Origin of the sequence: Pseudomonas sp. UMAB-40 (assembly GCF_900095275.1) — a bacterium.
In the GTDB taxonomy this organism is placed as follows: Bacteria; Pseudomonadota; Gammaproteobacteria; order Pseudomonadales; family Pseudomonadaceae; genus Aquipseudomonas; species Aquipseudomonas mandelii_B.
In genome coordinates, this window is the sequence record NZ_LT607573.1 from 755 (window position 1) to 26776 (window position 26022).

At 57.8% G+C, this 26022-nt stretch carries 18 protein-coding genes, 1 tRNA gene and 2 pseudogenes; 12 read left to right on the plus strand and 9 right to left on the minus strand.

Translation table 11 applies throughout. The features are described from left to right. From K0F88_RS26525 to K0F88_RS26535, 3 genes are all read left to right on the plus strand, one after another. On the plus strand, positions 1–720 hold a 720-nt coding region (locus tag K0F88_RS26525; protein ID WP_219097194.1), incomplete at its 5' end, for a DUF4123 domain-containing protein. Beyond that, positions 717–5624: an RHS repeat-associated core domain-containing protein gene (locus K0F88_RS26530; protein WP_219097195.1), complete on the plus strand. Its 4908-nt coding sequence runs from the start codon at positions 717–719 to the stop codon at positions 5622–5624. The genes K0F88_RS26525 and K0F88_RS26530, both read left to right, overlap by 4 nt. A 3-nt stretch (positions 5625–5627) precedes the next feature. Continuing rightward, positions 5628–5978, plus strand: a complete 351-nt coding sequence (locus K0F88_RS26535) for a hypothetical protein (RefSeq protein ID WP_219097196.1) — start codon at positions 5628–5630, stop codon at positions 5976–5978. Positions 5979–6387: 409 nt separating this feature from the next. On the opposite strand, the gene K0F88_RS26540 is transcribed toward K0F88_RS26535, so the two are convergent. The 9 genes and pseudogenes from K0F88_RS26540 to K0F88_RS26580 form a co-directional block, all read right to left on the minus strand. After that, complete coding sequence (locus tag K0F88_RS26540) at positions 6388–7005, minus strand: hypothetical protein (RefSeq protein ID WP_219097197.1); 618 nt, start codon at positions 7003–7005, stop codon at positions 6388–6390. A 353-nt stretch (positions 7006–7358) separates the two neighbouring features. Beyond that, positions 7359–7556, minus strand: a complete 198-nt coding sequence (locus K0F88_RS26545; RefSeq protein ID WP_219097198.1) for a hypothetical protein — start codon at positions 7554–7556, stop codon at positions 7359–7361. 269 nt (positions 7557–7825) lie between these two features. After that, positions 7826–9079, minus strand: a pseudogene (locus K0F88_RS26550) (tyrosine-type recombinase/integrase); the annotation flags it as partial. Between the two features lie 229 nt (positions 9080–9308). After that, positions 9309–9384, minus strand: a tRNA-Gly gene (locus tag K0F88_RS26555). A 63-nt stretch (positions 9385–9447) separates the two neighbouring features. Continuing rightward, complete coding sequence (gene pgsA / locus K0F88_RS26560; protein WP_109632018.1) at positions 9448–10008, minus strand: CDP-diacylglycerol--glycerol-3-phosphate 3-phosphatidyltransferase; 561 nt, start codon at positions 10006–10008, stop codon at positions 9448–9450. A gap of 32 nt (positions 10009–10040) precedes the next feature. Further along, positions 10041–11864: an excinuclease ABC subunit UvrC gene (gene uvrC, locus K0F88_RS26565; protein ID WP_109632020.1), complete on the minus strand. Its 1824-nt coding sequence runs from the start codon at positions 11862–11864 to the stop codon at positions 10041–10043. A 1-nt stretch (position 11865) separates the two neighbouring features. After that, a complete protein-coding gene (gene uvrY, locus K0F88_RS26570) occupies positions 11866–12507 on the minus strand; it encodes a UvrY/SirA/GacA family response regulator transcription factor (protein ID WP_008015884.1) in 642 nt (213 codons plus the stop codon). 127 nt (positions 12508–12634) lie between these two features. Continuing rightward, on the minus strand, positions 12635–13078 hold the full coding sequence (locus K0F88_RS26575) for an N-acetyltransferase (protein ID WP_094467271.1): 444 nt from the start codon (positions 13076–13078) through the stop codon (positions 12635–12637). Then, entirely contained in the window at positions 13078–13836 is a 759-nt protein-coding gene (locus K0F88_RS26580; RefSeq protein WP_219097200.1) for a carbon-nitrogen hydrolase family protein, read from the minus strand. The genes K0F88_RS26575 and K0F88_RS26580 overlap by 1 nt, the downstream gene beginning before the upstream one ends. A 626-nt stretch (positions 13837–14462) precedes the next feature. On the opposite strand from K0F88_RS26580, the gene K0F88_RS26585 reads away from it, so the two are divergent. The 9 genes and pseudogenes from K0F88_RS26585 (at position 14463) to K0F88_RS26625 (ending at position 26022) form a co-directional block, all read left to right on the plus strand. After that, positions 14463–15551: a 3-deoxy-7-phosphoheptulonate synthase gene (locus K0F88_RS26585; protein ID WP_219097201.1), complete on the plus strand. Its 1089-nt coding sequence runs from the start codon at positions 14463–14465 to the stop codon at positions 15549–15551. Positions 15552–15840: 289 nt separating this feature from the next. Further along, positions 15841–16721 (plus strand): annotated as a pseudogene (locus K0F88_RS26590) (esterase/lipase family protein). Between the two features lie 82 nt (positions 16722–16803). Continuing rightward, on the plus strand, positions 16804–17085 hold the full coding sequence (locus tag K0F88_RS26595; RefSeq protein WP_219097202.1) for a peptidylprolyl isomerase: 282 nt from the start codon (positions 16804–16806) through the stop codon (positions 17083–17085). Between the two features lie 135 nt (positions 17086–17220). Further along, entirely contained in the window at positions 17221–19089 is a 1869-nt protein-coding gene (locus K0F88_RS26600; protein ID WP_219097203.1) for an extracellular solute-binding protein, read from the plus strand. Next, positions 19089–20150, plus strand: a complete 1062-nt coding sequence (locus tag K0F88_RS26605; protein ID WP_219097204.1) for a microcin C ABC transporter permease YejB — start codon at positions 19089–19091, stop codon at positions 20148–20150. Before K0F88_RS26600 ends, K0F88_RS26605 begins: the two co-directional genes overlap by 1 nt. Next, a complete protein-coding gene (locus tag K0F88_RS26610) occupies positions 20150–21172 on the plus strand; it encodes an ABC transporter permease (protein ID WP_219097205.1) in 1023 nt (340 codons plus the stop codon). Before K0F88_RS26605 ends, K0F88_RS26610 begins: the two co-directional genes overlap by 1 nt. Positions 21173–21213: 41 nt before the next feature. Beyond that, positions 21214–22788, plus strand: a complete 1575-nt coding sequence (locus K0F88_RS26615) for an ABC transporter ATP-binding protein (RefSeq protein ID WP_219097206.1) — start codon at positions 21214–21216, stop codon at positions 22786–22788. Between the two features lie 130 nt (positions 22789–22918). Further along, on the plus strand, positions 22919–24331 hold the full coding sequence (locus K0F88_RS26620; protein WP_219097207.1) for a sigma-54-dependent Fis family transcriptional regulator: 1413 nt from the start codon (positions 22919–22921) through the stop codon (positions 24329–24331). Between the two features lie 299 nt (positions 24332–24630). Continuing rightward, positions 24631–26022 carry a GntP family permease gene (locus K0F88_RS26625; RefSeq protein WP_219097208.1) on the plus strand — a complete coding sequence of 464 codons (1392 nt, stop codon included), beginning with the start codon at positions 24631–24633 and terminating at the stop codon, positions 26020–26022.

Below are 26022 nucleotides of genomic sequence, written 5' to 3' on the forward strand. Positions count from 1 at the left end.
CAGGCGTGGCTTGCTGACAAACCGTTGCAGGCAGGTGAACGTCTTTATTTGATCATCAGCGCCGCCAGCGATGCTGAAGCGCTCAAGACGCTTTATCAGAATGAACCAATGACCCAAGCAACCCCGATCTGGGGCGGAACGCCCTATGCGGGTTGGCAACAGGTCATGCCCTACCTCGTCGAGTTGAAACCCAACTCCGGTTTTCTGCAGTGGATTGCCGAGACGGATGCGCAGGACTGGGGTTGGCTGGCGGTTTCATCCAGCACGCCTGAGGTGGTGTTCGAACACCTTCGCAGTTTGACCCAGGTGCGTATGCCCGATGGGACCGAGGTGTTTTTCCGGTTTTGGGATGGGCGGCATATCTTGCCGATTCTTGAAGGATTGGGTGATGCGGCGGGTGAAGTACTGCCGGTATTTGATCGGTATTTGATTAATGGCAAGCGTCTGGAGGTTGGGCCGCGGATTGTGCCGCCAGCGAAGGAATGGCCGTGGTGGGAAGTGCCCAAGACGTTGCTCGATGGCTTGATGACGAAAAACCCGTCCACAGTGGTCGGCAACATGATGCAGTGGCTGAAGGAGGATCACGCTGAGTTGTATTTCTCGTTCCCTGAATCGAACTTGCAGCAAAAAGTGGCGCGCTTTGTTAAACGCACCCCACTCACGGAAGAAAACTACACAGGGCTGCTGAAAGCCAACTTGGAAAATGAGGTGACCGTATGAGCATTTTGATGGGTTCCATTGTTGGGAACCTCACAGCAAAACAACCAGACGCTCAGGTCATCATCAGTGACTTCAAGAAGTGTATCGCCGACTATCGCACCCATGCCGAAGCCTGGTATGGCGGTGCGCTGGATGCCGAACAACAGTTTCAAGTCGGTGACGAAGTCGGTACTCAAGACAAAGACAGCAAACAGCAAGTAGACCTTTACGCAAACTGCCCGGCCAACGGCAAGCTGAAATTGGTTCACAGCTTCGAGTCTGCGCGGTTTGTCCCGATCGGCAATACGCCGGTCCGGTTGGCGCCCGTGGCTGACGGCAAGCTGTTTGGTAAAAATGAAATAGGTCAGGCTATTACTACAACGATCGGTCCCAGCGGGATTCTCGAAGTTGCAGGCCTCACGCCAAACCAGCAGTACAAAATCACCTTTTTCCCGAACCCAACTCCCGCACAAATCGACACCTTGTTCAACTCCTATCAGGGCGTGATTGGAGATCTGAGCGGCTGGCTACAAACCCAGTGGACCACAGATTTTCTACCGCTCTGGCAGGCGCATAACAGCGCTTCCATGACTGGTCGCGTGATGCAAGACCTGGAAGCCTCCTGGAAAGGCTTCCTGAAAGCGATCATGGGTCTGTGGGGCGATATCAAAAGCCTCTACAACCTGGTGGCGCACCCTCGAGAGAATTACGAAAAGCTGAAGAAATTCTTCACCGAGGAAGAAATCAAGCGCATCTACAACGCCTCTGCGGAAGCGATTCACACCGCCCTTCTGATCGCCAGCGACGAGCCGTTGATGTGGATCTACGTGGCCGCGATCATGGCCTGGGTCAAAATGCTGCCGCCACAGACCTGTACCGAGGTGCTTTCCGAGCTGACAACAGAAGTCCTGCTGAACATCTTGGTCGGTGTTGTTTTGACGGGTGGCCTCGGCCTGGCAGTACGTGTCGGTACCAAGGCACTCAACGCCACCCAAAACGGTGGCAAAGTGCTGAAGCTGATCGAAGATTTCACCGGCATGTTGATGAAAGTCAGCAAGAAGAACGCCAAGGTCCATACAGAAGCAGCCAAACCGCTGCTGCTCAACGGCAATTCAGCGGTCAATCAAGCACGCAAGGCCAGCGTTGAAATTGCCGCACCCAAGTCTGCGGTAACGGCGACAGCACCCAAGAAAAAGCCACCGGTTACTGGCGGCAAGGTGGAAACCGACGCGCAGATTCATGCGCGCGGGAAGAAAGAAAACACCACACGTATCGAACAGCAGGAAAAAGTCGATAACGCACCTGCCCAATCCAAAAACCCAGCCGATCAACCCGCACAGTGCGCCAACAAGACCTGCACCAACGGCGAACCCGTTTCGATGGTGACGGGTGAGGAGTTGCTGACCCTTACCGACGGCGAATTGGGCGGGTTGTTACGGCTGGAGTGGACACGTCTGTACCGCAGTAGTGCAGTCGAGACAGATAGTCGTTTAGGCCATGGCTGGAGCCATTCACTGTCCCATCACCTGCAACTGGACGATGAAGGCGTACTGTGGACCGACAATGAAAACCGTCAGACTCGCTTCCCTATGCCGAGCGAACAGCGTCCGGCCATCATCAACAGTCTGGCGCAGTCAGCAATTTACCTGGGCGACGTACCCGGTGAGCTGATCCTGAATCAGGCTGGGCAAGGCGACCGCTTTTACCACTTCCGCGCCGGGCGCCTGATTACTATCAGCGATGCCTATGACAACCGGGTACACATCAGCTATGACCTGGTCGGCCGCATTCAGCGCATCGACAACGGCGCGGGACGTGCCTTGTTTCTGCGTTATGACGACCGCCACATTTCAGCAATGGACTACCAGCAGCAGCGTCCCGAGTACAACGATCGCGGTGAGCGCCAGGATCCGTGGCTGACGATTCAGACGCTGGTTACCTACCATTACAACGCGCGCAATCAACTTGTGTCGGCTACCAATGCTGCAGGTGAAAGCGAGTATTACCGCTACAACGATCAGCATGTCATTCTGGAACGACAACTGGCTGGGGGCACCAGCTTCTTCTGGGAATGGGAACGCGAGGGCAAGTTTTCCCGTTGCGTCCGCCACTGGGCAAGCTACTCGCAACTGGAAGCACGTTACGTATGGGACGACAAGGGTACGGTGACCGTCCTTAACGCCGACGGTAGCGAACAGGTGTACGTGCATGACGATAATGCACGACTGATCAGCGAAACAGGCCCTGATGGTGCTGAAACGCAAAAAGCCTACAACGACGAAGGTCGCCTGATCGCAGAAAAAGACGCGCTCGGTGCCGTCACTGAGTACCACTACAATGACGCCGGACGCTTGATGTCCGTTGTTCCTGCCGAAGATGAAACGACACACTACAACTACTTCGATGGTCAACTCGTTGAAGTCAAACGTGGCAGAGCTCGCTGGCAGTACGAGCGTAACCGCCAGGGCGATATCACCCAACAAACCGATCCCCACGGCAACGAAACTCACTACAGCTATGACCGACAGGGTCGCCTGCTGGAAATCCGTCACCCCGATGGCAGCCGCCATCAACTGGGTTGGAATAACCTCGGTCAACTGTTGGAAGAACGCCTGCCTGACGGCGGCCAACGCAAGTATCGATACGACGCGTTGGGTCGACAGATCACCCGCCAGGATGAAAGCGGCGCAATCACTCAGTATCAATGGGATGCCGTCGATCGCCTGACGCAAGTCACCCTGCCCGGCGGAGCCTCCCGTGCGTTCACCTACAACCCATACGGTCGCGTCACCGCCGAACGTGATGAACTCGGTCGCGTCACGCGCTATGAATATGCCGATGGACTGCACTTGGTCAGCCGCCGGATCAATCCAGACGGCAGCCAGCTGCGCTACCGCTATGACAACTCGCGCCTGCTGCTGAGCGAGATCGAAAACGAGCGTGGCGAGCACTACCACCTCGACTATTACCCTAACGGTCTGATCCAACAGGAAACCGGTTTCGACGGTCGCCGCACCGCCTACGAATACGACCTCAACGGCCAACTGCTGAAGAAAACCGAATTCGGCGATGACGGCAGCGAACTGGTTACCGAGTACCAGCGCGACGCCGCTGGCCGCCTGCTGGTAAAGACCCTGGCCGATGGCGAAGAAATTCACTACAGCTACGATGCATTGGGTCGCTTGGTAAACGTCGACGACGGCCACTGGCCTCTCGCCTACGAATATGACCTGCAAGACCGCCTGATTACCGAACACCAAGGCTGGGGCACCACGCGTTACGAGTACGACAAACTCGGCCAACTGAGCCACTGCCGTCTGCCCGACGGCAGTAAACTCGATTACCGCCACCAACGCGGTGGTCAGTTGAGCAGCATCGACCTCAATGGTTCGCGCTTGACCACCCACCAGTTCAACGCCGGCCGGGAACTACAGCGCCAACAAGGGCTTTTGCTCAGCCAATACCAGTACGACGAACAAGGTCGCCTGCAAGCCCACAGCGTCAGCCTACAGGACCACAACCTGTTCCACCGTCGCTACGCCTACGACGCCAATGGCAACCTCGCCGGTATCGACGACAGTCGCAAAGGCAATCGCAGCTACCATTACGATCCGCTCGACCGACTGATCAACGTCCGTGGCACCACCCCGGAAAGTTTCGCTCACGACCCCGCCGGTAACTTGCTGAGCCAAGGCGACCAACCAAGCGCGAATCTGGCCAACATCAAAGGTAACCGCCTGCTGATGCAGGGCGACCGCCACTACGATTACGACGCCTACGGCAACCTGATGCGCGAACGTCGCGGCGCCGGGCAGAAACTCGTTACCGAGTACCGTTACGACTGCCAGCATCGCTTGATAGGCGTCAGCCTGCCCGGCGGCAGCATCGCCAGCTACAAATACGATGCCTTCGGCCGGCGTATCGACAAAACCGTCGATGGCATCACCACCGAGTTCTTGTGGCAAGGCGAACGCCTGATTGCCGAAAGTGCGGTCAACCGCTATCGAACTTACATCTACGAACCCGACAGCTTCCGCCCGCTGGCGATGCTCGACGGTGAAGGCCCCCTCAGGGCTACACCGTTCTACTACCAGCTCGATCACCTAGGCACTCCACAGGAACTCACCGACTACAGCGGTGAAATCATGTGGTCGGCGAAATACCGTTCCTACGGCAACCTCGCCACCCTCGACATTGCTGAAATTGACAATCCTTTGCGATTTCAAGGTCAGTACTTCGACGCCGAAACAGGTCTGCATTACAACCGGCATCGCTACTACAATCCGGGGACCGGGCGTTTTTTGACGCCGGATCCGATCAAGCTTGCGGGCGGGTTGAACAACTACCAGTACGTACCTAACCCTACGGGATGGGTGGATCCGTTGGGGTTGGAGGTTTGTCCAGGGCAAGGAGGAACGAAACCTGACGCAGCAACCCGAGACACTGCAACTAAACCGGTTGTCGACGAGGGCACACCAGCTGTACCAAGCTACGAGACCCCATACAAACCTTTGAGCAGCCCTCAAAAGAAAGTGCTGCAGGGTAAAGTCGAAAGCAGGACAGCCACCCGGGACGAGGTTGCTCATCTAGATTGGGACAGGCGTTTCTCGAATAGGCGCCAGAGAGGTGTAGATCGTTTCTGGTCAGAGGAAAGAAAAAGACTTCGCGGGGGTGAGTCGGGCACAAGGGATTGGAGTCCGGAGCAAGCCGATGACATCATGAAAAACAAGCGCCCGAAATTTGATGACAAAACTATTGAGGGTCATCATATGTACAATGCACTGGATTACCCACAACTGGCTGACAAAGCTTTTAACATCTATCCAGCAACAAGAGATGAGCATCTATATAGATGGCACGGTGGTAGCTTCCAAAACGAGACCAAAGGAAAACCACTTAACCCATTGGTACCCGAGGATTTTTGAGCCATGACTAAGATAAGTATTGCTTCTGCAGCCCCCACTAGCGACCTTGAAGTGGCCAAATTCCTGCACCAACGATTTAAAATGTCGCTAATTGGTTCACAAAAAAAGCTCGCCATGGGGGATAAAGGGTTTTTTTACACGTGTGACCTTTATCAAAATGACCATGTTGAGCGCGACAAGGATATTCGCGACATAATTACTTTCTTCAATAGAAAGAAACTTCCACTGCTGCTCCTCGAAATCGAAGATGAGCAGGAATGGGGGGATTTAGATATAGACAACCTTAGTCAGTATTCAATATCTGAAGAGGAACTGCTAAACGCTCTGGACTCATCTAAAGGACTTTACGAGTAACCGATCCCTTTCTTCATACTTGAACACCTTGCTGGCCTTCGATGAAATGAGTGAATTTTTGCTTCCCGTCGTCAGCGTCATACCCAAACAGCCAGGATCACTTGGAGTGCGCACGGTAATTATTTTTTACCCAGAGGAGTTTCAGTATCGGCTAGCGCGGTGTTGAGTCGGGGGCTATTGGGGGTGCCCAGTAGCGCGATGACCGCGGATGCCCCCCGATAGTGGTGTCGATCCATGAAGCGCGAACGAGAGCTTTGCTCAACTTGAATTTCTCGGTACAGGAATAGGTGGAGTGGCATTTTACACATAGCAAACGATAGAAGCCGGTGCCGCACTCAACAGAGCATAAGCGGAGATTGCGAGCTGCAAGCCTGCGCTACTACCTCCCTCACAAGATAGTGATTACGCATCATGCGAGTGAATCAAGACGTTCGTACTGTTCTCGACTAGCCCCGCTGGCAGCAATCGCACTGAGCAAGCGTTGTCGTGGATTCCAAATCGTCAAACACCAACCGCTACGCCACTCCTCTCCTAAACTGAAGTACTCGCTCCATGGCTCGCTGCCAGGGTTGAAGTCTTCTGGAAGACTCTCCGTCCGAATGCCCTTAATCCAGTTGAACACGACGACATCATTTCGATCCTCAAGTCCGAGCACCTCGAGCCAATCGCGGAAAAGCTCTTTCAACCCGCCCTTTTCTTTATTAAGCGCTGGCGAACTCGGCGACTCACGAAAATGGTCATAAAGTCGCAGAGACCCAGACTCAAATCCTTCGGTCATCGTCAGACTACGAACCTGTGCTTGGGATAAAAGATTGGCTGTGGCCTTTTTGAGATCCCACGTCATGGTCGGTTCTGGGTACTCGGCATCTGGCAAAGTCCGCTCAAGCCTACGATACCACTCACGCTGGCCTGCCATGATCTGCTGGTAAAGCTCACTCAAGGCTCGTCGATGCACTGACTCATCAATCTCAACATCCCTATCAGGAACGACGACTACAAACTCGAAAATGCATCCTGCGGCATCCATCCGATCGCGCAACGACTCGATTATTTCTGATCAACAACCTTCAACGGGAACGAGTGATCCATCACCTTCCAGCCCTTCCTTTTTCGCAAAGACAGCTCAACGCCGTCACTGCGCGAACGCCAATATGAAGTCGTTTACGCTAGCAAAAGGGTTGAAGGAAAAATGTAGGAGTAGTCAACAAAGAGCAGAGGATCTGGCGAAAATTAAGGTCACTGACTCCGCCAGCGCCTCAATAGAGGAGCGAGCATGTCCCGCCTCAGGACAGGAAAATCAAAATCTTCGTAAGATAAAATCCGACTCAGTCGCCAACGCTAATACTAGATTGGACGCTCGTGACGCCATGCCGCGAGGATTCAGAAGTCATCCAGATTTTCAGCAATAAAGCCCACGAGATGAAGGGGGCTTTTGGCTTCGATCACCTTATAGATGAGATCGCGTTTGCTGCGCGGAAGCTTCTTCACAACGCTCTTCGCCGAAGCCCTGACAGCATCGTCCGTTCCATGGATTCGAGCCGCCAGTAGCAGCACTAGTGTTGCGTCAGAGAGATTCATACCCAGCCCCAAAATTTTACTGAAGAGCGTACCAATTTCACTTCGGTGAACGCACGTCCAATAAGTAACGTGGCATTGGGACGTAAATCGCCGCTCTACAGCACAGCCGTCCCAACCCACTGAATGCACAGTTCCGAAGTGATCGTATGTTAAAGCCTGCGCGCTGAAATGGCGCGCTCACGTCCCAAAGCACCACCAACCTGAGGACTCCCACCAGCGGACAATTTTTTCAGGTATTCCGCAATCATGTCCAACTCCCCAGAGAGGTTAGACACCGGGGCGGCAACAACCCCCTTTTCACCCCTCTCCCACAGATCAAGTTGGTCGGCCCAATCCTGCATCATTCTATGTCGTTGTTCGACATACATCGCATGATTGTAAGTCGCTCGAATCTGGTTCGGATCAGCATGTGACAGCTGTGCATCCACCCATTTCTCATCGTAACCGAGCTCATTTAAAGCGGTTGAGAGCGTCGCGCGAATGCCGTGCCCTGTTAGCTGCAGGTCATACCCTATTCGCTTCAAAGCAGCATTCAGTGTGTTCTCGCTGATTTGTTTGGAGAGATCACTACGATGAGAGATCAGGTAGCGCTGCGCTGGGCGCTTCAATCTCATTAGCTCTCTGATGATCTCAATGGCCTGCCTTGACAGTGGCACGATGTACGGTGGAATAGTGTTGCATTCCTTCCGCTGGCGTAGCTGTAACTGCTTTACGAGAACAGCAGGAATCGTCCAGATACCCCGGTCAAGATCAAACTGCTCAGGCAGAGCCGCCCGGAGCTCTCCTGTACGCACCCCAGTTAGAAAGAGCAATCGCACACCCAACTGAGTCGTAAGGCTACCTGAGTAGCTACGCAGCTTTTGGAGAAATAGTGGAAGCTCCTCCATGCGCAAAAAGGGGTTATGCGAAACAGGAGGCTTGGGAATCGCAACAATATCGAGATCTGCGGCAGGATTGGACATGAGTCCTTTCTCAACCATAGCGTATCGGAATAGCTGGTTGAACCAGGTCCGACACTTCTCTGCAGTTGTATAGGCTTGCCTGCACTCGATCTTGCGTAACAGTTCTATTAGATGTTGGCGAGACACCTCGACGATTGGCAGCTTACCTAGCCAAGGCGTCACATCCTTTGCGAAAATACGATCGATTTGAGAAAGCGTACTTTGGCGGCCTGACTGGAGGGTGACAGCCTTAAACGTGCGCCAAGCCAGAAAGACTGCAGCAAATGAATTCTCGACCGCTGCACAGGCTGCCAGGCGCTCTTCCTTCCTGATGGCGCGGGGATCAATCCCCTGTGCAACCAAGGTTCGAGCTTGGTCTCGAGCCGATCGAGCATTCTTGAGGCTTATTTCCGGATAAATGCCCAACGAAATACGTACCTGCCGGCCTAGCCAATAGAAACGGAAATGCCAGCTTTTTCCGCCTTTGGCACCAATGAACAGGTACAACCCGTCCATATCCTTTAGGGTGTAGTTTTTTCCGTAGTGTTTGGCGTTACGAACTGCCGTATCGGTCAAAGGCATGGGTACATCCCCTCGTCTCGTTCGATTGAGGAGAGATGTACGGGTCCGGCGATGCTTCATCTATCTGGAAACTGCAACGAGCAAAACCCGGATTTCGAGGTACTTATTGATGTACTTAAAATTCGTGGCTGCTGGTAGATTTCGATAGAAATCGCAGGAACGAAAAAAGAGGCCGAAGCCTCTATTTTCTAGCTTTGCAGCGCTCAATGGAGCTCTGCAAAACAACATCTGGAGCGGGAAACGAGACTCGAACTCGCGACCCCGACCTTGGCAAGGTCGTGCTCTACCAACTGAGCTATTCCCGCGTCTTGGTGTGGCGCATTCTATAGAATCCAGAAGCCCCGTCAACCCTTTGATTCAAAAAAGTTTTATTTCTTTTCCACGTCGGTCTTCAGATGCGGCCAGGCAGCCCGCAGGTATTGGACCATGGACCATAATGTCAGTCCGGCAGACACCAGCAGCAAGGCATAACCGATCAAGACCCAGAAGGTAAAGTCCGATGGATTGGCCAGCAGGATCACCAGCGCCAGCATTTGCGCGGCGGTTTTCCATTTGCCGAGGTTCGACACGGCGACGTGAGCGCGGGCACCGAGTTCGGCCATCCATTCACGCAGTGCCGAGACGACAATCTCGCGACCGATGATGACCGCAGCAGGCAGCGTGAGCCACAGGTTGCCGTGTTCTTGCACCAGCAGCACCAGCGCAACGGCCACCATCAGCTTGTCAGCCACGGGATCAAGGAAAGCCCCGAACGGTGTACTTTGCTCCAGACGACGGGCCAGATAACCGTCCAGCCAGTCTGTGGCGGCGGCAAATGCGAAGACCGAGGCGGAGGCCAGGTAGCTCCATTGGTAAGGCAGGTAGAACAGTAAAATGAAGATCGGGATGAGCAGGACGCGTAGAACGGTAATCAGATTAGGGATATTCATCGGCACAACTGGCTACGAGGTGAGGTGGCATTCTACTCGCTGTGCAGATTTGCATAAATCAACTCTGCGAGCTTTTTACTGATCCCGGGTGCTTTGGCGATCTCTTCGATGCTGGCACGAGACAGCTCCTGCAATCCACCAAAATGTTTTAACAAATCGCGGCGACGTGTCGGTCCGACGCCTGCAACGCCCTCAAGCGTCGAGGTGCGCCGGGTTTTTCCACGTCGGGCACGGTGCCCGGTAATGGCGAAACGGTGGGCCTCATCGCGAATCTGTTGAATCAGATGCAGCGCGGGGGAATCACCGCGCAAGGTAAATTCGTGGGCGGCGTCGTTGAGGTACAGGGTTTCAAAACCGGCCTTGCGCGTCGCGCCCTTGGCCACGCCCAGCAGAATCAGATCAGGCACCGCCAGCTCATTGAGCACGTCGCGGGCCATCGACAGCTGACCCTTGCCGCCGTCCACCAGCAGAATGTCCGGCAACTTGCCCTCCCCGTCTTTCAGCTTGCTGAAGCGCCGTGTCAGGGCCTGGTGCATGGCCGCATAGTCGTCGCCCGGGGTGACGCCTTCGATGTTGTAACGACGATAGTCGGACTTGATCGGGCCTTCCGGACCGAACACCACGCACGACGCCACGGTGGCTTCGCCGCTGGAGTGGCTGATGTCGTAGCACTCCAGGCGCTGTGGCGGCTCGTCCAGGTTCAACACTTCTGCCAAGGCATCGAAACGCGCAGCGACGTGTTGACGGTTGGCCAGCCTCGCGCCCAACGCCTGCTCGGCATTGGTGACCGCCAATTGTTGCCAGCGTGCTCGCGTACCACGTACCCGATGGCTGATGGTCAACTCGCGACCGCGCAGCTCTTCAATGGCCGTAATCAGGGTCGGAAAGTCCTCGTGGACCACGTTGACGATCAGTTCGCTCGGTAAGTCGCGCTCAGGACTGGTAATGAAGTACTGGCCGAGAAAGGCAGCCATGACCTCGGAAACGTCTTCGTCGATGCCGACCTGAGGAAAGAAGTTCTTACTGCCCAGCACCCGCCCACCGCGCACGCTGATCAGGTGAACACAGGCACCGCCCGGATTGACGAATGCAGCGATCACATCGATATCGCCGGTGCCGCCTTCCATGCTTTGTTGGTCCTGGACTCGACGCAGCAGTGAAATCTGGTCACGCAACTCGGCGGCGCGCTCGAACTCGAGGTTGATCGCCGCCTCTTCCATGCCCGCAGACAACTCGTCCGTCAGTGCATTGCTGCGGCCTTCAAGGAACATCACCGAGTGGCGAACGTCCTCGGCATACACTTCGGGCTCCACCAGCCCGACGCACGGGGCCTTGCACCGCTTGATCTGGTATTGCAGACAAGGGCGCGTACGGTTCTTGTAATAGCTGTCTTCGCACTGGCGAACAAAAAACGTTTTTTGCAGCAGGCTCAGGCTTTCACGAATGGCGCCCGCGCTGGGATACGGACCGAAATACTTGCCCTTGGCCTTTTTCGCACCACGATGGATGCTCAGACGAGGGAACTGGCCATCCGAGAGAAAGACGTAAGGGTAGGATTTGTCATCGCGCAGCAGGATGTTATACGGCGGACGCCACTCCTTGATCAGCGTCTGCTCAAGCAGCAAGGCTTCCGTTTCGTTGGCCGTGATGGTGGTCTCGACCTGGGCAATACGGGCGACCAGCGCAGCCGTCTTGGGCGCCAGACCGGATTTGCGGAAGTAGCTCGACAGGCGATTTTTCAGGTTCTTGGCTTTGCCGACATACAGCAGGCGAGCATCGCTGTCGAACATGCGGTAGACGCCGGGGCGCCCACTGACGGTCGACAGAAAAGCGCCTGGATCGAAGACTTCGGTCATTTCAGAGGCTGGCATCGACCATGCCGTGACGCACCGCCAACAGCGTCAGCTCGACATCACTGCTGATCGAGAGCTTCTCGAAAATGCGGTAACGGTAAGTGTTGACCGTTTTGGGCGACAGGCAGAGCTTGTCGGAAATGATCTGGACTTTCTGACAGCCGACAATCATCAATGCGATCTGGATCTCGCGTTCCGACAGCGCGTCGAAGGGCGAATCGTTGGTCGGCTGAAAGGATTTGATCGCCAGTTGCTGTGCAATCTGAGGGCTGATGTAGCGTTGCCCGGCAAACACCAGGCGAATGGCCTGGACCATTTCCGGCAACCCGGCGCCCTTGGTCAGATAACCCGCGGCACCGGCCTGCAGGAGCCGCGTAGGAAACGGATCTTCCTCACACACGGTGACCGCGACGACTTTGATGTCCGGATGACTGCGCAATAACTTGCGCGTGGCTTCAAGACCGCCGATCCCGGGCATCTTGACGTCCATCAGCACCACATCGGGTTTCAACTCACGCGCTTTAAGCAGGGATTCCTCCCCCGACTCAGCCTGGCCGACTACTTGCAGGCCATCGATGTCAGCCAGCATTCGTGTAATGCCTGTACGAACGAGATCATGGTCATCGACTACTAGCACCCTAATCAAGCAGACACCTCGCGATATGGTCTTATTGGGTTGCCGGACACCTTAGCAAAAAGCGACTGGCAGACCTAGCGGCAAGCGCTATATAAAAAGTTTCAATACATCTTGAAAGGCTTGTCGCTAGCGTGTTTCAGCGACGCAGCTCATCGACATCGCGCTGCATTCTCAGGAAACACTCATCTTGGCCAACTACCTTCAGCCCCTTTCTCTCGTACAGCGCTTTGGCCGGATTCGTTTCAAAAACTGTCAGGCGTAACGCCGGACGCCGTTCCTTGCACGCCATGGCAAATACCTGATCGATCGCCCAGGAACCGGCACCCCGCCCCTGAAATGCTTCGAGCACGTGCAATTCTCGGATGTACACGGCTCTGGCGTCGCGACTCAAGCTCACATAACCCTGCAAGACATCGTCACGGACGATCAACCAGTTCTCACGCCCGGCCCAGGCGACATCGAAGGCCTCGTCCTGCCACAGCAGATCATGCTGAATGTAATAGCGAAGCATGTTGCGACAGGTCAGGTCGCGGGCGAATTCCAGATCCCGGGCGGTTGCGGGACGCAACTCAAAACCCATCAAGCCTCCAGGACCTTCAGGATTTGCCCTTTCCAGCCGTCAGCGTCTCGGCGCGCAACGACCAGCACGTTACCCGTGCCGGGAGCTGCGGCAATCAGCGATCCGTCCGCCGCCCAGATTGCACTGCGTCCAGCCGACTCCCAGCCCCCGGTCGTACCGCCATGGTTAGCCATCAACACGGCCATCGAATGGGTGCCTGCATAGCCTTGCAAGAGGGCAGTATCCGGCGCATAGCCGTTTTCGGTGATGAGTACGCCCGCGGCATAAAGGTCAGCACCTTGTCCCGCCGCCGCTGCCGCGTGACTGGCGTGAGAAAAATCGGCGCACACCGCCAACGCGACCGTGTCGGTGCCGATCGTCAAGGTCGAACCACCCGTTCCTGGCGTAAACGCCACCTCCTCGCCGGGATGCAGATGCTGCTTGCTGTACACCCCGAGCGAACCATCGGCACCCAGGACCAACGCACCGATCAGGACCGGCGAATCATCCGACAGACGAATCGGCATTCCGACCACACTCGTCACGCCCACTTCCCGCGCGAAATCCCGCAACGGTCGCAGCACCTCGGCATTCGGCGCAATTGCCAGCTCAGCGGCGAGCCCACGCTCGTACCCGGTCAACGACAATTCGGGAAAGACCAGCAACTGGACACCCTGCTCCGCAGCAACCTGCATGAAACGCCGATGCCAGACCATATTGGCGGCCAGATCCCCCGCGATGGCGATCGACTGTGCAGCGGCGATGGTCAGTGTCGTCATGTTTCGTCCTTATGAGGTGACAGGTTGGGCGGAACACGAAGTGTGTCATAAACCCTGATGCACTCAAGCGATAGGAAACGCCGCCGGTGCCCGATAGCATTTTCTGATTGAAACCGCGCACCGGCCTCTAGTAAGCTCGGCGCATTCATCGGAGACAGACCATGTTCAACGCCCTCTCACAGCTTCGTACCGCCAGCGCCTCGCGCTCGGTTGCGGCTGCCCGGGCGACTGACGTGTGTGCTCCGGTCAGCTTTTATTTTGGGTATTGGTTTAGCCACTGGCGCGCCTGATACCCACACGGCGCCCACTTTAAACGGGTCGCCACCAGAGAATTCTCAACCCCCGGTCGGCTTCCCGACCGGGGGTTTTGTTTTTTCAGCCCCAGATATATTAGCGACACACCAGACAACCAGAGGATTCACGAAATGAACTACGCCACTTATTACCGTTACGACAGTTTTTCCGCCTGGCGATTTAGCAGCCTCCGATCGGGACAGCCTGCCGCCTCCGATCGGTCACCCACAGGTGGCAAGCACACACACGCAGCCAATCCGGCCAATTGTCGAACACCCCAGTAGGGCCGAGCGCGCGGGAACGAACCCGCCGCCAGCCCAGGAAGCCTGAATATGAACTCGTCCGTCTCTGCTCTGCCGCTGTCCACCTTGAGTTCCGCCAATGAAGCGCTGACCCTGCGTCTGCCCAGCTCGTTGCAACTCAAGCAGCAACTGCCCCTCAACAACGCCCTGACCCGGCAAGTCGCTGCCCACCGCGACGCGGTTCGCGCGATCCTCAACGGTGAAGATTCCCGTCTGCTGGTCGTCGTCGGCCCTTGCTCGATTCACGATCCCCAGTCCGCGCTCGAATACGCTACCAACCTCGCTCGCCTCGCCACCGAAGTCAGCGACCAGCTGTTGCTGGTAATGCGCGCCTACGTCGAAAAGCCCCGCACCACGGTCGGCTGGAAAGGCCTGGCCTACGACCCGCGGCTTGACGGAAGCGATGACATGGCCGGCGGTTTGATGCTGTCCCGTGAACTGATGCGCGAAATGCTGCGCCTCGGCTTGCCGATTGCCACTGAACTATTGCAACCGATGGCGGCCGGCTACTTCGACGACCTGCTGAGCTGGGTCGCCATCGGCGCCCGCACCACCGAGTCGCAAATCCACCGGGAAATGGCCAGCGGCCTGAGCATGCCGGTCGGGTTCAAGAACGGCACCGATGGCGGCGTGGCTGTTGCCAGCGATGCCATGCGCTCGGCCGCCCACCCGCATCGTCATTTCGGTGTCGACAGCCAGGGGCATCCTGCGATCATTCAAACCCCTGGCAATCCCGACACCCATCTGGTGTTGCGCGGTGGTCATCGCGGGCCAAACTACGATCGCGACAGCGTCGCCCAAATAAACAGCGACTTGACCCGACTGAAGATCCCCGCGCGGATTATGGTCGACTGCAGCCACGCCAACAGCGGCAAAGACCCTGCACGTCAGCCCGCCGTGTTCAACGATGTACTTGAGCAGCGCCTGCAAGGCGATCGATCGCTGATCGGCATGATGGTCGAGAGCCATTTGTTCGAAGGCTGCCAGCCCTTGAGCCCATCGCTGCGCTACGGCGTATCGGTGACTGATGGCTGCCTTGGCTGGACCGGAACGGAACACCTGTTGCGTCAGGCAGCCGACCGGCTGCGGGCACAGAACGGCGTACAACGACCGGCATAACCACCGCTGACCTTCCAGCCCTCGATTCGAGGGCTGGGCGTCTGAAAAGCGAATCGGTTGACAGGTAAACGGCCTAGGCACAGTAGGCCGTTGCATTGATGCGCTCGGCGAACGACAAAAAGATGTCCAAATATTCCGAACAGGACCTCACGCTCTTTCGAACTTTCCTACATTTTCTATACCTTTTTCATCAGCTTACAGCGGATTCCTCATACATCGCCGAGCAGCTGGTGTGCTTTAGAGTGAGCCCATATTCACCTCTCTGAACCACCGCGAAAAAGGAATGAACATGCTACGGAATGCAACCACACAGTATCCAATCCTGCTGATCCACGGGCTCTTCGGCTTTGATCGCATTGGCAAAGTCGAACTCTTCCATGACGTCAAGCAGGCCCTCAGAAGTGCTGGCGCAAGAGTGTTTATCCCCCACCTCTCGGCTACCCAAAGCAACGAAGTGCGTGGTGACCAACTGTTGGCACAGATCGAACGGGTGCTGGAAGGAACCGGCGCCCATCAGGTCAACCTGATCGGTCATAGCCAGGGTGCCCTCGCGGCACGTTACGCCGCGGCCATTGCCCCGGAGATCGTCGCGTCGGTGACCTCGGTCAGCGGCCCGAACCACGGCTCGGAACTGGCCGATTTCCTGCGCAAGGCCCTCACACCGGGACGCCTGCCGGAACACGTTGCGGCCACGGTTGCCACGCTGTTTGCTGACTTTCTGTCGTTGCTCAGCGGTCATCAGCACATGCCGCAGAACGCCATCGCGGCGCTCAACGCCCTGACCACCGAAGGTGTGGGCGCGTTCAACGACAAATACCCGCAAGGCCTGCCGAAAACCTGGGGCGGCAAGGACGCGAGCTGGTGAACGGCGTGCGTTATTACTCCTGGAGCGGGACATTGCAGGGTGACCTTCTCGATAAAGGGCTGGAGGCGATCAGTCCGCTGCACGGTTTCCTCCAGGCCTTCTCTCGCTACTTCACCACCGAGGCGGAACAAAATGACGGCATGGTTGGCCGCTACAGCTCCCATTTAGGCAAAGTCATCCGTTCCGACTATCCGCTGGATCATCTGGACAGCCTCAGTCAAACCGCCGGCCCGCTGCGCAAGGGCATCGACCCGATTGCCTTGTATGTGCAGCATGCCGAACGCCTGAGAAATGCCGGCCTATAATCTGTCCGGAACTTTGACGAGAAATAGGCCACTGAATCCGGTAGGCTCCGCACTTTACTGAACATTGAAAGGAGAATTTTCCATGGCTAAAGCCACTGCCCGTCACATCCTGGTTGCCTCGGAAGCCAAGTGCAACGAACTCAAAGCCCAGATCGAAGGCGGCGCCGATTTCGCCGAAGTAGCCAAAGCCAACTCCACTTGCCCGTCCAGCCGTCAGGGCGGTGACCTGGGTTCGTTCGGTCCAGGCCAGATGGTTAAAGAGTTCGACACCGTCGTCTTCAGCGCACCAATCAACGTCGTGCAAGGCCCGGTCGAGACCCAGTTCGGTTATCACCTGCTGGAAGTGACCAGCCGTCAGGACTGATCAACGCTCTGATATTCTGCACAACGGCCCGCCTTTTGGTGGGCCGTTGTGTTTCGGATACGTAATACGGCTGGCGAGGGACGCGCCGCTAGCGTACAAATTGCGGTTATCGACCACCCGGCTCTAAGGCTGACAATGCGACTGGCTTTCCCCACTTTGTTGTTCACTGCCGTGGCCCTGCTATTGGGTGCCGCCGGTGTGAATGCAGCACCGCAACATGCGTTGACCGTGTACGGCGAACCGGCGAAGTACCCCGCCGGCTTCAGTCATTTCGCCTACGCCAACCCGCGAGCCCCCAAGGGCGGCACGATGCGCCGCTCGGCCATCGAGATCGGGCATTTCGACCATATTTTGCCGTACATCGACAAAGGCATTGGCGTCACGCAGATCGACGGCTTGCTCTACTCGCCCCTGGCCCAGCGTTCGCTGGACGAGCCCTATACCGTGTACGGCCTGGTGGCACAGAAAATGGAGCGTTCCGACGACGGTTTGTCGCTGCGCTTCTACTTGGACCCGAAGGCACGTTTCGCCGACGGCACACCGATCACCGCCCAGGACGTGCGCTACACCTTCGATCTGCTGATGACCCAGGGCAGCCTGCGCTATCGCACCCAGTTCGCCGACGTCAAAGGCGTCGAGGTCGAAGCGCCGCTAACGGTCCGGTTCGACTTCAAGAGCAACGAAAACCGCACCCTGCCCCTCGACATCGCCACGTTGCCGGTATTTCCCGAACACTGGTGGAAGACCCGCGACTTTGCTAATGGCGGTGGTTATGAGGCGCCATTGGGCAGCGGTCCTTATAAGGTGGGCAAGGTCGACTCCGGTCGCAGCATCACCTTTGAGCGCAACGCCAACTGGTGGGGCAAGGATTTGCCGGTCAGCCGCGGCCTCTACAACTTCGATCATTTCAGCATCGAGTACTTCGGCGATACCGACGTCGCGCGCCAGGTCCTGCGTGGCGGAGCCTACGACTACAACCGCGAATTCTCCGCGACCGGTTACTCCATCGGCTACGAAAGCCCGGCCCTGAGCGATGGTCGCCTGCAAAAAGCGCATCTGGCCACAGAAGCCCCGCAATCGGCCCAGGGGTTTGTCTTCAATCTGCAAAACCCGATGTTCCAGGACCGCCGAGTGCGCCAGGCCCTGGCCATGCTCTGGGATTTCGAGTGGAGCAATCGGCAGATGATGCGCGACCTGTACATCCGCCAGCAGAGCTTCTTTTCCAACACCGACCTCGCCGCCCGCAAGCTGCCGGACGCGGGAGAGCTGGCCATTCTCGAACCGCTGCGTGGGCAGATCCCCGACGAAGTCTTCACCAAAGTCTTTGAAGCACCGAAAACCGATGGCAGCGGTGTGATTCGCGACAAACAGCTGCAAGCGCTGGACTTACTCGAGCAGGCCGGCTGGAAACCCGACGGCGACCAACTGGTCAACGCCGAGGGCACGCCGTTGAGCTTCACTTTTCTGGTCAGCCAGAACGGCATGGACCGATTGCTCTTGCCCTACAAGCGCACCTTGAAACAGATCGGTATCGACCTGAACATTCGCCGCATCGACTCGTCCCAGTACGTGAATCGCCTGATGAGCCGCGATTACGACATGATCGTCACCGGCTACCCGGTCACCACTTCACCCGGTGGCGAGCTGTTCAACTACTTTGGTTCGATCTCAGCCAACGATCCCGGCGCGAATAACTACATGGTGCTGAAGAACCCGGCGGTCGACACCCTGATCAACGGGCTGGTCCGCGCCGACACCCAACCGCAAATGCTGCGTTACGCCCACGCACTCGACCGGGTGTTGCAATGGAACTACTACTGGATTCCCAACTATTACCCGCCGGGCACTTCGACGGTGTGGTGGAACCGGTTCGGCATGCCCGACGAGCAGGCCAGTAATGACGAAGCCATCGAAAGCTGGTGGGAAGTGAGCACCACGCCACTGACCAACCAGCAGATGACAGCCGAAAAAATCCGCCGTGGCACACCCGGAGGGCCGCATTGATGTGGGCTTACATACTGCGGCGCCTGTTGCTGATCATCCCGACGCTGGTGATCATTCTTCTGGTCAACTTCGTCATCGTCCAGGCCGCACCGGGCGGTCCGGTGGAACAGGCCATCGCCCACTTGCAAGGCATCGGTGGCGCGAGTGTCGGCGGCGGCTCCGGCGAAACCCCATCCGGCACCTCCCGGGCCAGTCGCGGCCTCGACCCGCAACTGATCAAGGACATCGAAAAGCAGTACGGCTTTGACAAACCGGCACCCGAACGCCTGTGGCTGATGCTCACCAGCTACGCGCGCCTGGACTTTGGCAAGAGCTTCTTCCGCGGCGCGACCGTCACCGACCTGATCCTGGAAAAAATGCCGGTGACCATTTCCCTCGGGCTCTGGGCGACGCTGATCACCTACCTGGTGTCGATCCCGCTCGGTATCCGCAAGGCCGTGCACCATGGCAGCCATTTCGACATCTGGAGCAGCACGGCAATCATCATCGGTTACGCGATGCCAGCGTTCCTGTTCGCGATGTTCCTGATCGTGGTCTTCGCCGGTGGCACTTCGCTGAACTGGTTCCCGGTGCGCGGGCTGGTGTCGGACAACTTCGAATCGCTGTCGACCGTGGGCAAGATCGCCGACTACTTCTGGCACCTGGTGTTGCCGGTGACGGCGCTGGTGATCGGCGGTTTCGCCACCCTGACGATCCTCACCAAAAACTCGTTCCTCAATGAGATCACGCGCCAGTACGTAGTCACCGCGCGGGCCAAAGGCTTGAGCGAACGACGCGTGCTGTACGGCCATGTGTTCCGCAATGCGATGCTGCTGGTGGTGTCGGGGATTCCCCAGGCGTTCATCAGCGTGTTCTTCGCCGGTTCGCTGCTGATCGAGGTGATTTTCTCCCTCGATGGCCTGGGGCGCATGAGCTATGAGGCCGCCGTGTCGCGGGACTATCCGGTGGTGTTCGGCTCGCTGTTTATCTTCACGCTGTTCGGGCTTTTGATAAAACTGATCGGCGACCTCTGCTACACCCTGGTCGACCCGCGTATCGACTTCGCCGCGAGGAACGCCTGATGTTCAAGCTCTCGCCGTTAGGCCGTCGCCGCTTTGAACGCTTCAAGAAAAACCGCCGAGGCTGGTGGTCGCTGTGGCTGTTCATCGGTCTGTTTTTGCTGACGTTGGGCGGCGAGTTGATCGCCAACGACAAACCGCTGGTAGTCAGTTATCAGGGCCAGTGGTATTTCCCGGTGTTCAAGCGCCACACCGAGCAGGAGTTTGGCGGGCAACTGCCATTTCAGGCTGACTACCGCAGCGACTACGTGCAGAAGCTGATTCACAAGGACGGCGGCTGGATGCTGTTCCCACCGATTCCGTTCAGCGATGACACGCCCAACTATGAACTCAATAAACCGGCACCGAGCCCGCCCTCAAGCGTCAATTGGCTAGGCACCGACGACCAGTCCCGGGACGTCATGGCCCGGGTGATTTTCGGCGCACGGGTATCGATCCTGTTTGCGTTGATGCTGACCTTCGTCAGCGCATTGATCGGCATCGCCGCCGGCGCCCTGCAGGGCTATTACGGCGGCTGGGTCGACCTGTTGGGTCAACGCTTGCTGGAGGTCTGGTCCGGGCTGCCGGTGCTGTACTTGCTGATCATTCTGTCGGGGTTCGTCGAGCCGAATTTTTGGTGGCTGCTGGGGATCATGGCGCTGTTTTCCTGGCTGGCGCTGGTCGACGTGGTGCGTGCCGAGTTCCTGCGCGGGCGCAACCTGGAATATGTCAAAGCCGCCCGAGCGTTGGGCCTCACGGATCGCAAAGTGATTGTCCGGCATATCCTGCCCAACGCCATGAACGCGACCTTGAGCTACCTGCCGTTCATTCTCACCGGGGCCATCTCCACCCTCACGGCCCTGGATTTCCTCGGCTTCGGCATGCCGGCGGGCAGCGCATCGCTGGGCGAGTTGATCGGCCAGGGCAAGCAGAACCTGCAAGCGCCGTGGCTGGGGCTGACGGCGTTTTTCACTCTGGCGCTGATTCTTTCTTTATTGGTGTTTATTGGCGAGGCGCTGCGTGATGCCTTTGATCCTCGCTCTTGATCCGCGCTCTTGAGCCGCGATCGTGAAATGGGACTGTTGATATGAGTACCAACCTGATCGAAATCCGTGACCTCAGCGTGGCCTTCAATGGCCAGACAGTGGTGCGCAACCTGTGCCTGGACATCCATCCCGGCGAATGCCTGGCGTTGGTGGGCGAATCGGGCTCCGGCAAATCGGTGACCGCCCACTCGATCCTGCAACTACTGCCCGAGGCCGGCACCCGGACCACGGGCAGCATTCGCTATCGCGGCAAGGAATTGCTCGGTGCCCCGCCCCAGGTGTTGCGTGAACTGCGCGGCAACCGGATCGCGATGATCTTCCAGGAACCGATGACCTCGCTCAATCCGTTGCACAGCATCGAAAAGCAGATCGGCGAAACCCTGCTGGTGCACAAGGGCCTGACGGGCAAGGCGGCCCAAGCGCGGATTCTGGAATTGCTGCAACTGGTCGGCATCCAGAAACCCAAAGAGCGGCTCAAGGCCTATCCCCATCAGCTGTCCGGTGGCCAGCGGCAACGGGTGATGATCGCCATGGCCCTGGCCTGCGAGCCGCAGTTGCTGATCGCCGACGAACCCACCACGGCGCTGGACGTGACGGTGCAGCGCAAGATTCTGATTCTGCTCAAGTCCCTGCAACAGCGGCTCGGCATGTCGCTGCTGTTGATCAGCCACGACCTCAATCTGGTGCGCAGCATCGCTCAGCGCGTGTGCGTGATGAAGGCCGGGGAAATCGTCGAAGAGGCCACGTGCGAAACGATCTTCACTGAACCGAAACATCCCTACAGTTGCGTGCTGCTGAACGCCGAACCGGAAGGCGAAGCCCTGCCCCGGGACGAGCGCGAGAACGTGCTGGAGGTGGACAACCTGCGCGTGCAGTTTGCCCTCGGTGGCGGCTTGTTCCAGCGCAAGACCTACCTGAACGCGGTGGACGGCATTAGTCTCAACATTCAACGCGGCAAAACCCTGGGCATCGTTGGCGAGTCCGGCTCGGGCAAGTCGACGCTGGGCCAGGCGATCCTGCGTTTGCTTGATTCTGAAGGCAGCATTCGCTTTCAGGGCGAGGCGCTGGACGGCCTGACGCAAAAGCAGTTGCGGCCATGGCGCAAGAAGATGCAGGTGGTGTTCCAGGACCCCTTCGGCAGCCTCAGCCCACGCATGTCCGTGGCGCAGATCATCAGCGAAGGGCTTGAAGTGCATAGCCAGTTGACGGAGCAAGAGTGCAAAGCCGAAGTGATCCGTGCGCTGGAAGAAGTCGGCCTCGATCCACAAAGCCGCGATCGCTATCCCCACGAGTTCTCCGGCGGCCAACGTCAGCGCATCGCTATTGCCCGGGCGCTGGTACTGAAACCGGCGCTGATTCTGCTCGATGAACCGACCTCGGCACTGGATCGCACCGTGCAAAAACAAGTGGTCGCCCTGCTCCGCCAGCTTCAGGAAAAACACGGCCTGACCTACCTGTTCATCAGTCATGACCTGGCAGTGGTACGTGCCCTGGCCCACGACATGATCGTGATCAAGGACGGCAAAGTGGTGGAAAGCGGTGCCAGCCACGACGTGTTCGACTCGCCGCAGCATCCGTACACCAAAGAGCTGTTGGCGGCGGCGCATCAGCGGTAGGCATAGGACCGCGTCGCCTCAATCGCTAGCACGCCAGCTCCCACATTGAATCGCGGTCCACTGTGGGATCACAGCTAGCTTGCTAGCGATAGGGCCCTCCAAGACACTACATATTCTGGATCTGACCTCTATGAACACCACCGAAAGCCTCAAGGATTACCAGCGCGTTCGCCTGCTGGCGATCCGCTCGCTGTTCGAGATCATCGAGCAATCCAGCGAGGGCACGGTGATTGTCGACCGCGATGCGAACATCGTCTGGATGAACGAGCGCTATGCCCGCCGCTTCGGTCTGGAGTCCGCCGAAGTGGCGATCGGCAAAGCGTGCGAAAGCGTGATACCTGGCAGCCTGTTGCGTGAGGTGGTTCGCACCGGCCGGCCGATCTTGCTGGATATGCAGGACACGCCGAAAGAACCGCTGGTGGTCATGCGCTTGCCGATCCACGACGACGCGGGCGCCGTGATTGGCGCCATTGGTTTTGCGCTGTTCGACGAATTGCACAGCCTGTCTCCGATGCTCAAACGCTACCTGAGCATGCAGGAAGAACTGGCCTCTACCCGCTCGTTGCTGCGGTCGCGGCAGACCAAATACAACTTCGCCCACTTCATCGGGACCAGCGCCGCCAGCCTGGAAGTCAAACGCCGCGCCCGGCGCAGTGCCAGTGCCGAGTCACCGGTGCTGTTGCTCGGCGAAACCGGCACCGGCAAGGAGCTGCTGGCACAGGCGATCCACGGAGCGTCGCCACGCGCGCACAAAGCCTTCGTCAGCATTAACAGCGCGGCGATTCCCGAGTCGTTGCTGGAAGCCGAGTTCTTCGGCACCGCGCCGGGCGCCTTCACTGGCGCCGATCGCAAGGGCCGGGCCGGCAAGTTGCAGATCGCCCAGGGCGGCACGCTGTTTCTCGATGAAATCGGCGACATGCCGCTGCCGCTGCAAAGCAAGTTGCTGCGCGTGTTGCAGGAAAAGGAATTCGAGCCGGTCGGTTCCAATGAGGTCATCCAGAGTGATGTGCGAGTAATTGCAGCCACCTCCACCGATCTGGAAGCGGCGATCAAGCGCGGCGAATTTCGCGCTGATTTGTATTACCGCCTCAACGTGCTGCCGATCAACGTGCCGCCCCTGCGTGATCGTCTTGATGACTTGCCAGCGCTCAGTGAAGCGATCCTTGAAGAATTACGCAGCCAGCATGAGCTGAACACCGAAGCGTTGGATCTGCTGGGGCAGCATGCCTGGCCGGGGAATATCCGCGAACTGCGCAATGTGCTGGAGCGCGCGGCGCTGCTTAGTGATGACCTGGTGCTGAATGCAGGGGACATCCGCGCGGCAATCGGGACGTTTACGCCGGTGGAGCGTGTGGCGCCGGTCATTGAGGTGGTTGCGCATGAGACGTTCAGTGAGGCGCGGGAGCGGTTTGACCGGCAGTTGATTGAATCTGCCTTGGCTCAATGCGGGGGTAAGGTGATTGAAGCGGCGGCACGGTTGGGGCTGGGGCGGTCGACTTTGTACAAGAAGATGGTGGCGTTGGGGATTGCCGAGTCTCTATAAAGAGACATTGATCTCTTTTGGTAGATAGGGCCTCTTCGCGGGCAAGCCACGCTTCCACAGGTTATGTGTTTTCTGCGCAATCCTGGCCCAACGCAAAACCCTGCGGGAGCGTGGCTTGCCCGCGAAGACGTCCGCACAGTCGCAAAAATTCTCAAAACCGAGACAAATAATTTAAATTCGCCACAGCAACAGACAAATATCCTTATATATCAATATGTTGCACTCATGGCACGAATCTCGCTAAAGCCCTCTCCCACAAAAGATCCACCCTACAAAAATAACAATCCAGGAGACACACCATGAGTGTGATCATTGCCTTGGCAGCCCTCGCGCTGCTGATGCTGGCTGCTTACCGTGGCTACAGCGTTATTCTCTTCGCCCCGATTGCCGCCCTCGGCGCTGTCTTGCTCACCGACCCGTCCGCTGTCGCCCCTGCCTTCACCGGGGTGTTCATGGAAAAAATGGTCGGTTTCATCAAACTGTATTTCCCGGTGTTCCTGCTCGGCGCGGTGTTCGGCAAGCTGATCGAGCTGTCGGGTTTCTCGCGCTCCATCGTCGCGGCAGCAATTCGGCTGCTCGGCACCCGCCAGGCCATGCTAGTGATCGTTCTGGTCTGCGCCCTGCTGACTTACGGCGGCGTGTCGCTGTTTGTGGTGGTGTTCGCGGTCTATCCGTTTGCCGCTGAAATGTTCCGCCAGAGCAACATCCCCAAGCGGCTGATCCCGGCAACCATCGCCCTCGGTGCGTTCTCGTTCACCATGGACGCCCTGCCCGGCACCCCGCAGATCCAGAACATCATTCCCAGCACCTTCTTCAACACCACGGCGTGGGCCGCGCCTTGGCTGGGCGTGATCGGCGCGATCTTCGTGTTCTGCGCCGGCATGCTGTTTCTCCAGCGCCAGCGCAACAAGGCCCAGGCCGCCGGTGAAGGTTATGGCACAGAACTGCGCAACGAGCCGGAGACCGCAGCCGACATCAAACTGCCGAATCCATGGATCGCCCTGTCGCCGTTGCTGGCCGTCGGCATCATGAACCTGCTGTTTACCCAGTGGATTCCGCAGTGGTACGGCAAGACCCACAGCCTCTCGCTGCCGGGCATGGCCGCGCCGGTCACCACCGAAATCGCCAAGCTCACCGCGATCTGGGCGGTTCAGGCGGCCTTGCTGGTCGGCATCATCATGGTGCTGGTGTTCGGCTTCCAGGCGATTCGCGGCAAGTTGGCCGAGGGCAGTCGCAGTGCAGTCAGCGGTTCGTTGCTGGCGGCAATGAACACCGCGTCGGAATACGGCTTTGGTGCGGTGATCGCCTCCTTGCCGGGCTTCCTGGTATTGGCCGACTGGCTCAAGAGCATTCCCAACCCGCTGGTCAACGAAGCAGTTACCGTGACCCTGCTGGCCGGCATCACCGGTTCGGCGTCGGGCGGCATGAGCATTGCGCTGGCGGCCATGGCCAATGACTTCATCGCCGCGGCCCACGCTGCCAACATCCCGCTGGAAGTGCTGCACCGGGTGGCCGCGATGGCCAGTGGCGGCATGGACACCCTGCCGCACAACGGCGCGGTGATTACCTTGCTGGCGGTGACCGGCCTGACCCACCGTGAAGCCTACAAAGACATTTTCTGTATTACGCTGATCAAGACCCTGGCGGTTTTTGTGGTGATCGGTACTTTCTACGCCACTGGCATTGTGTGA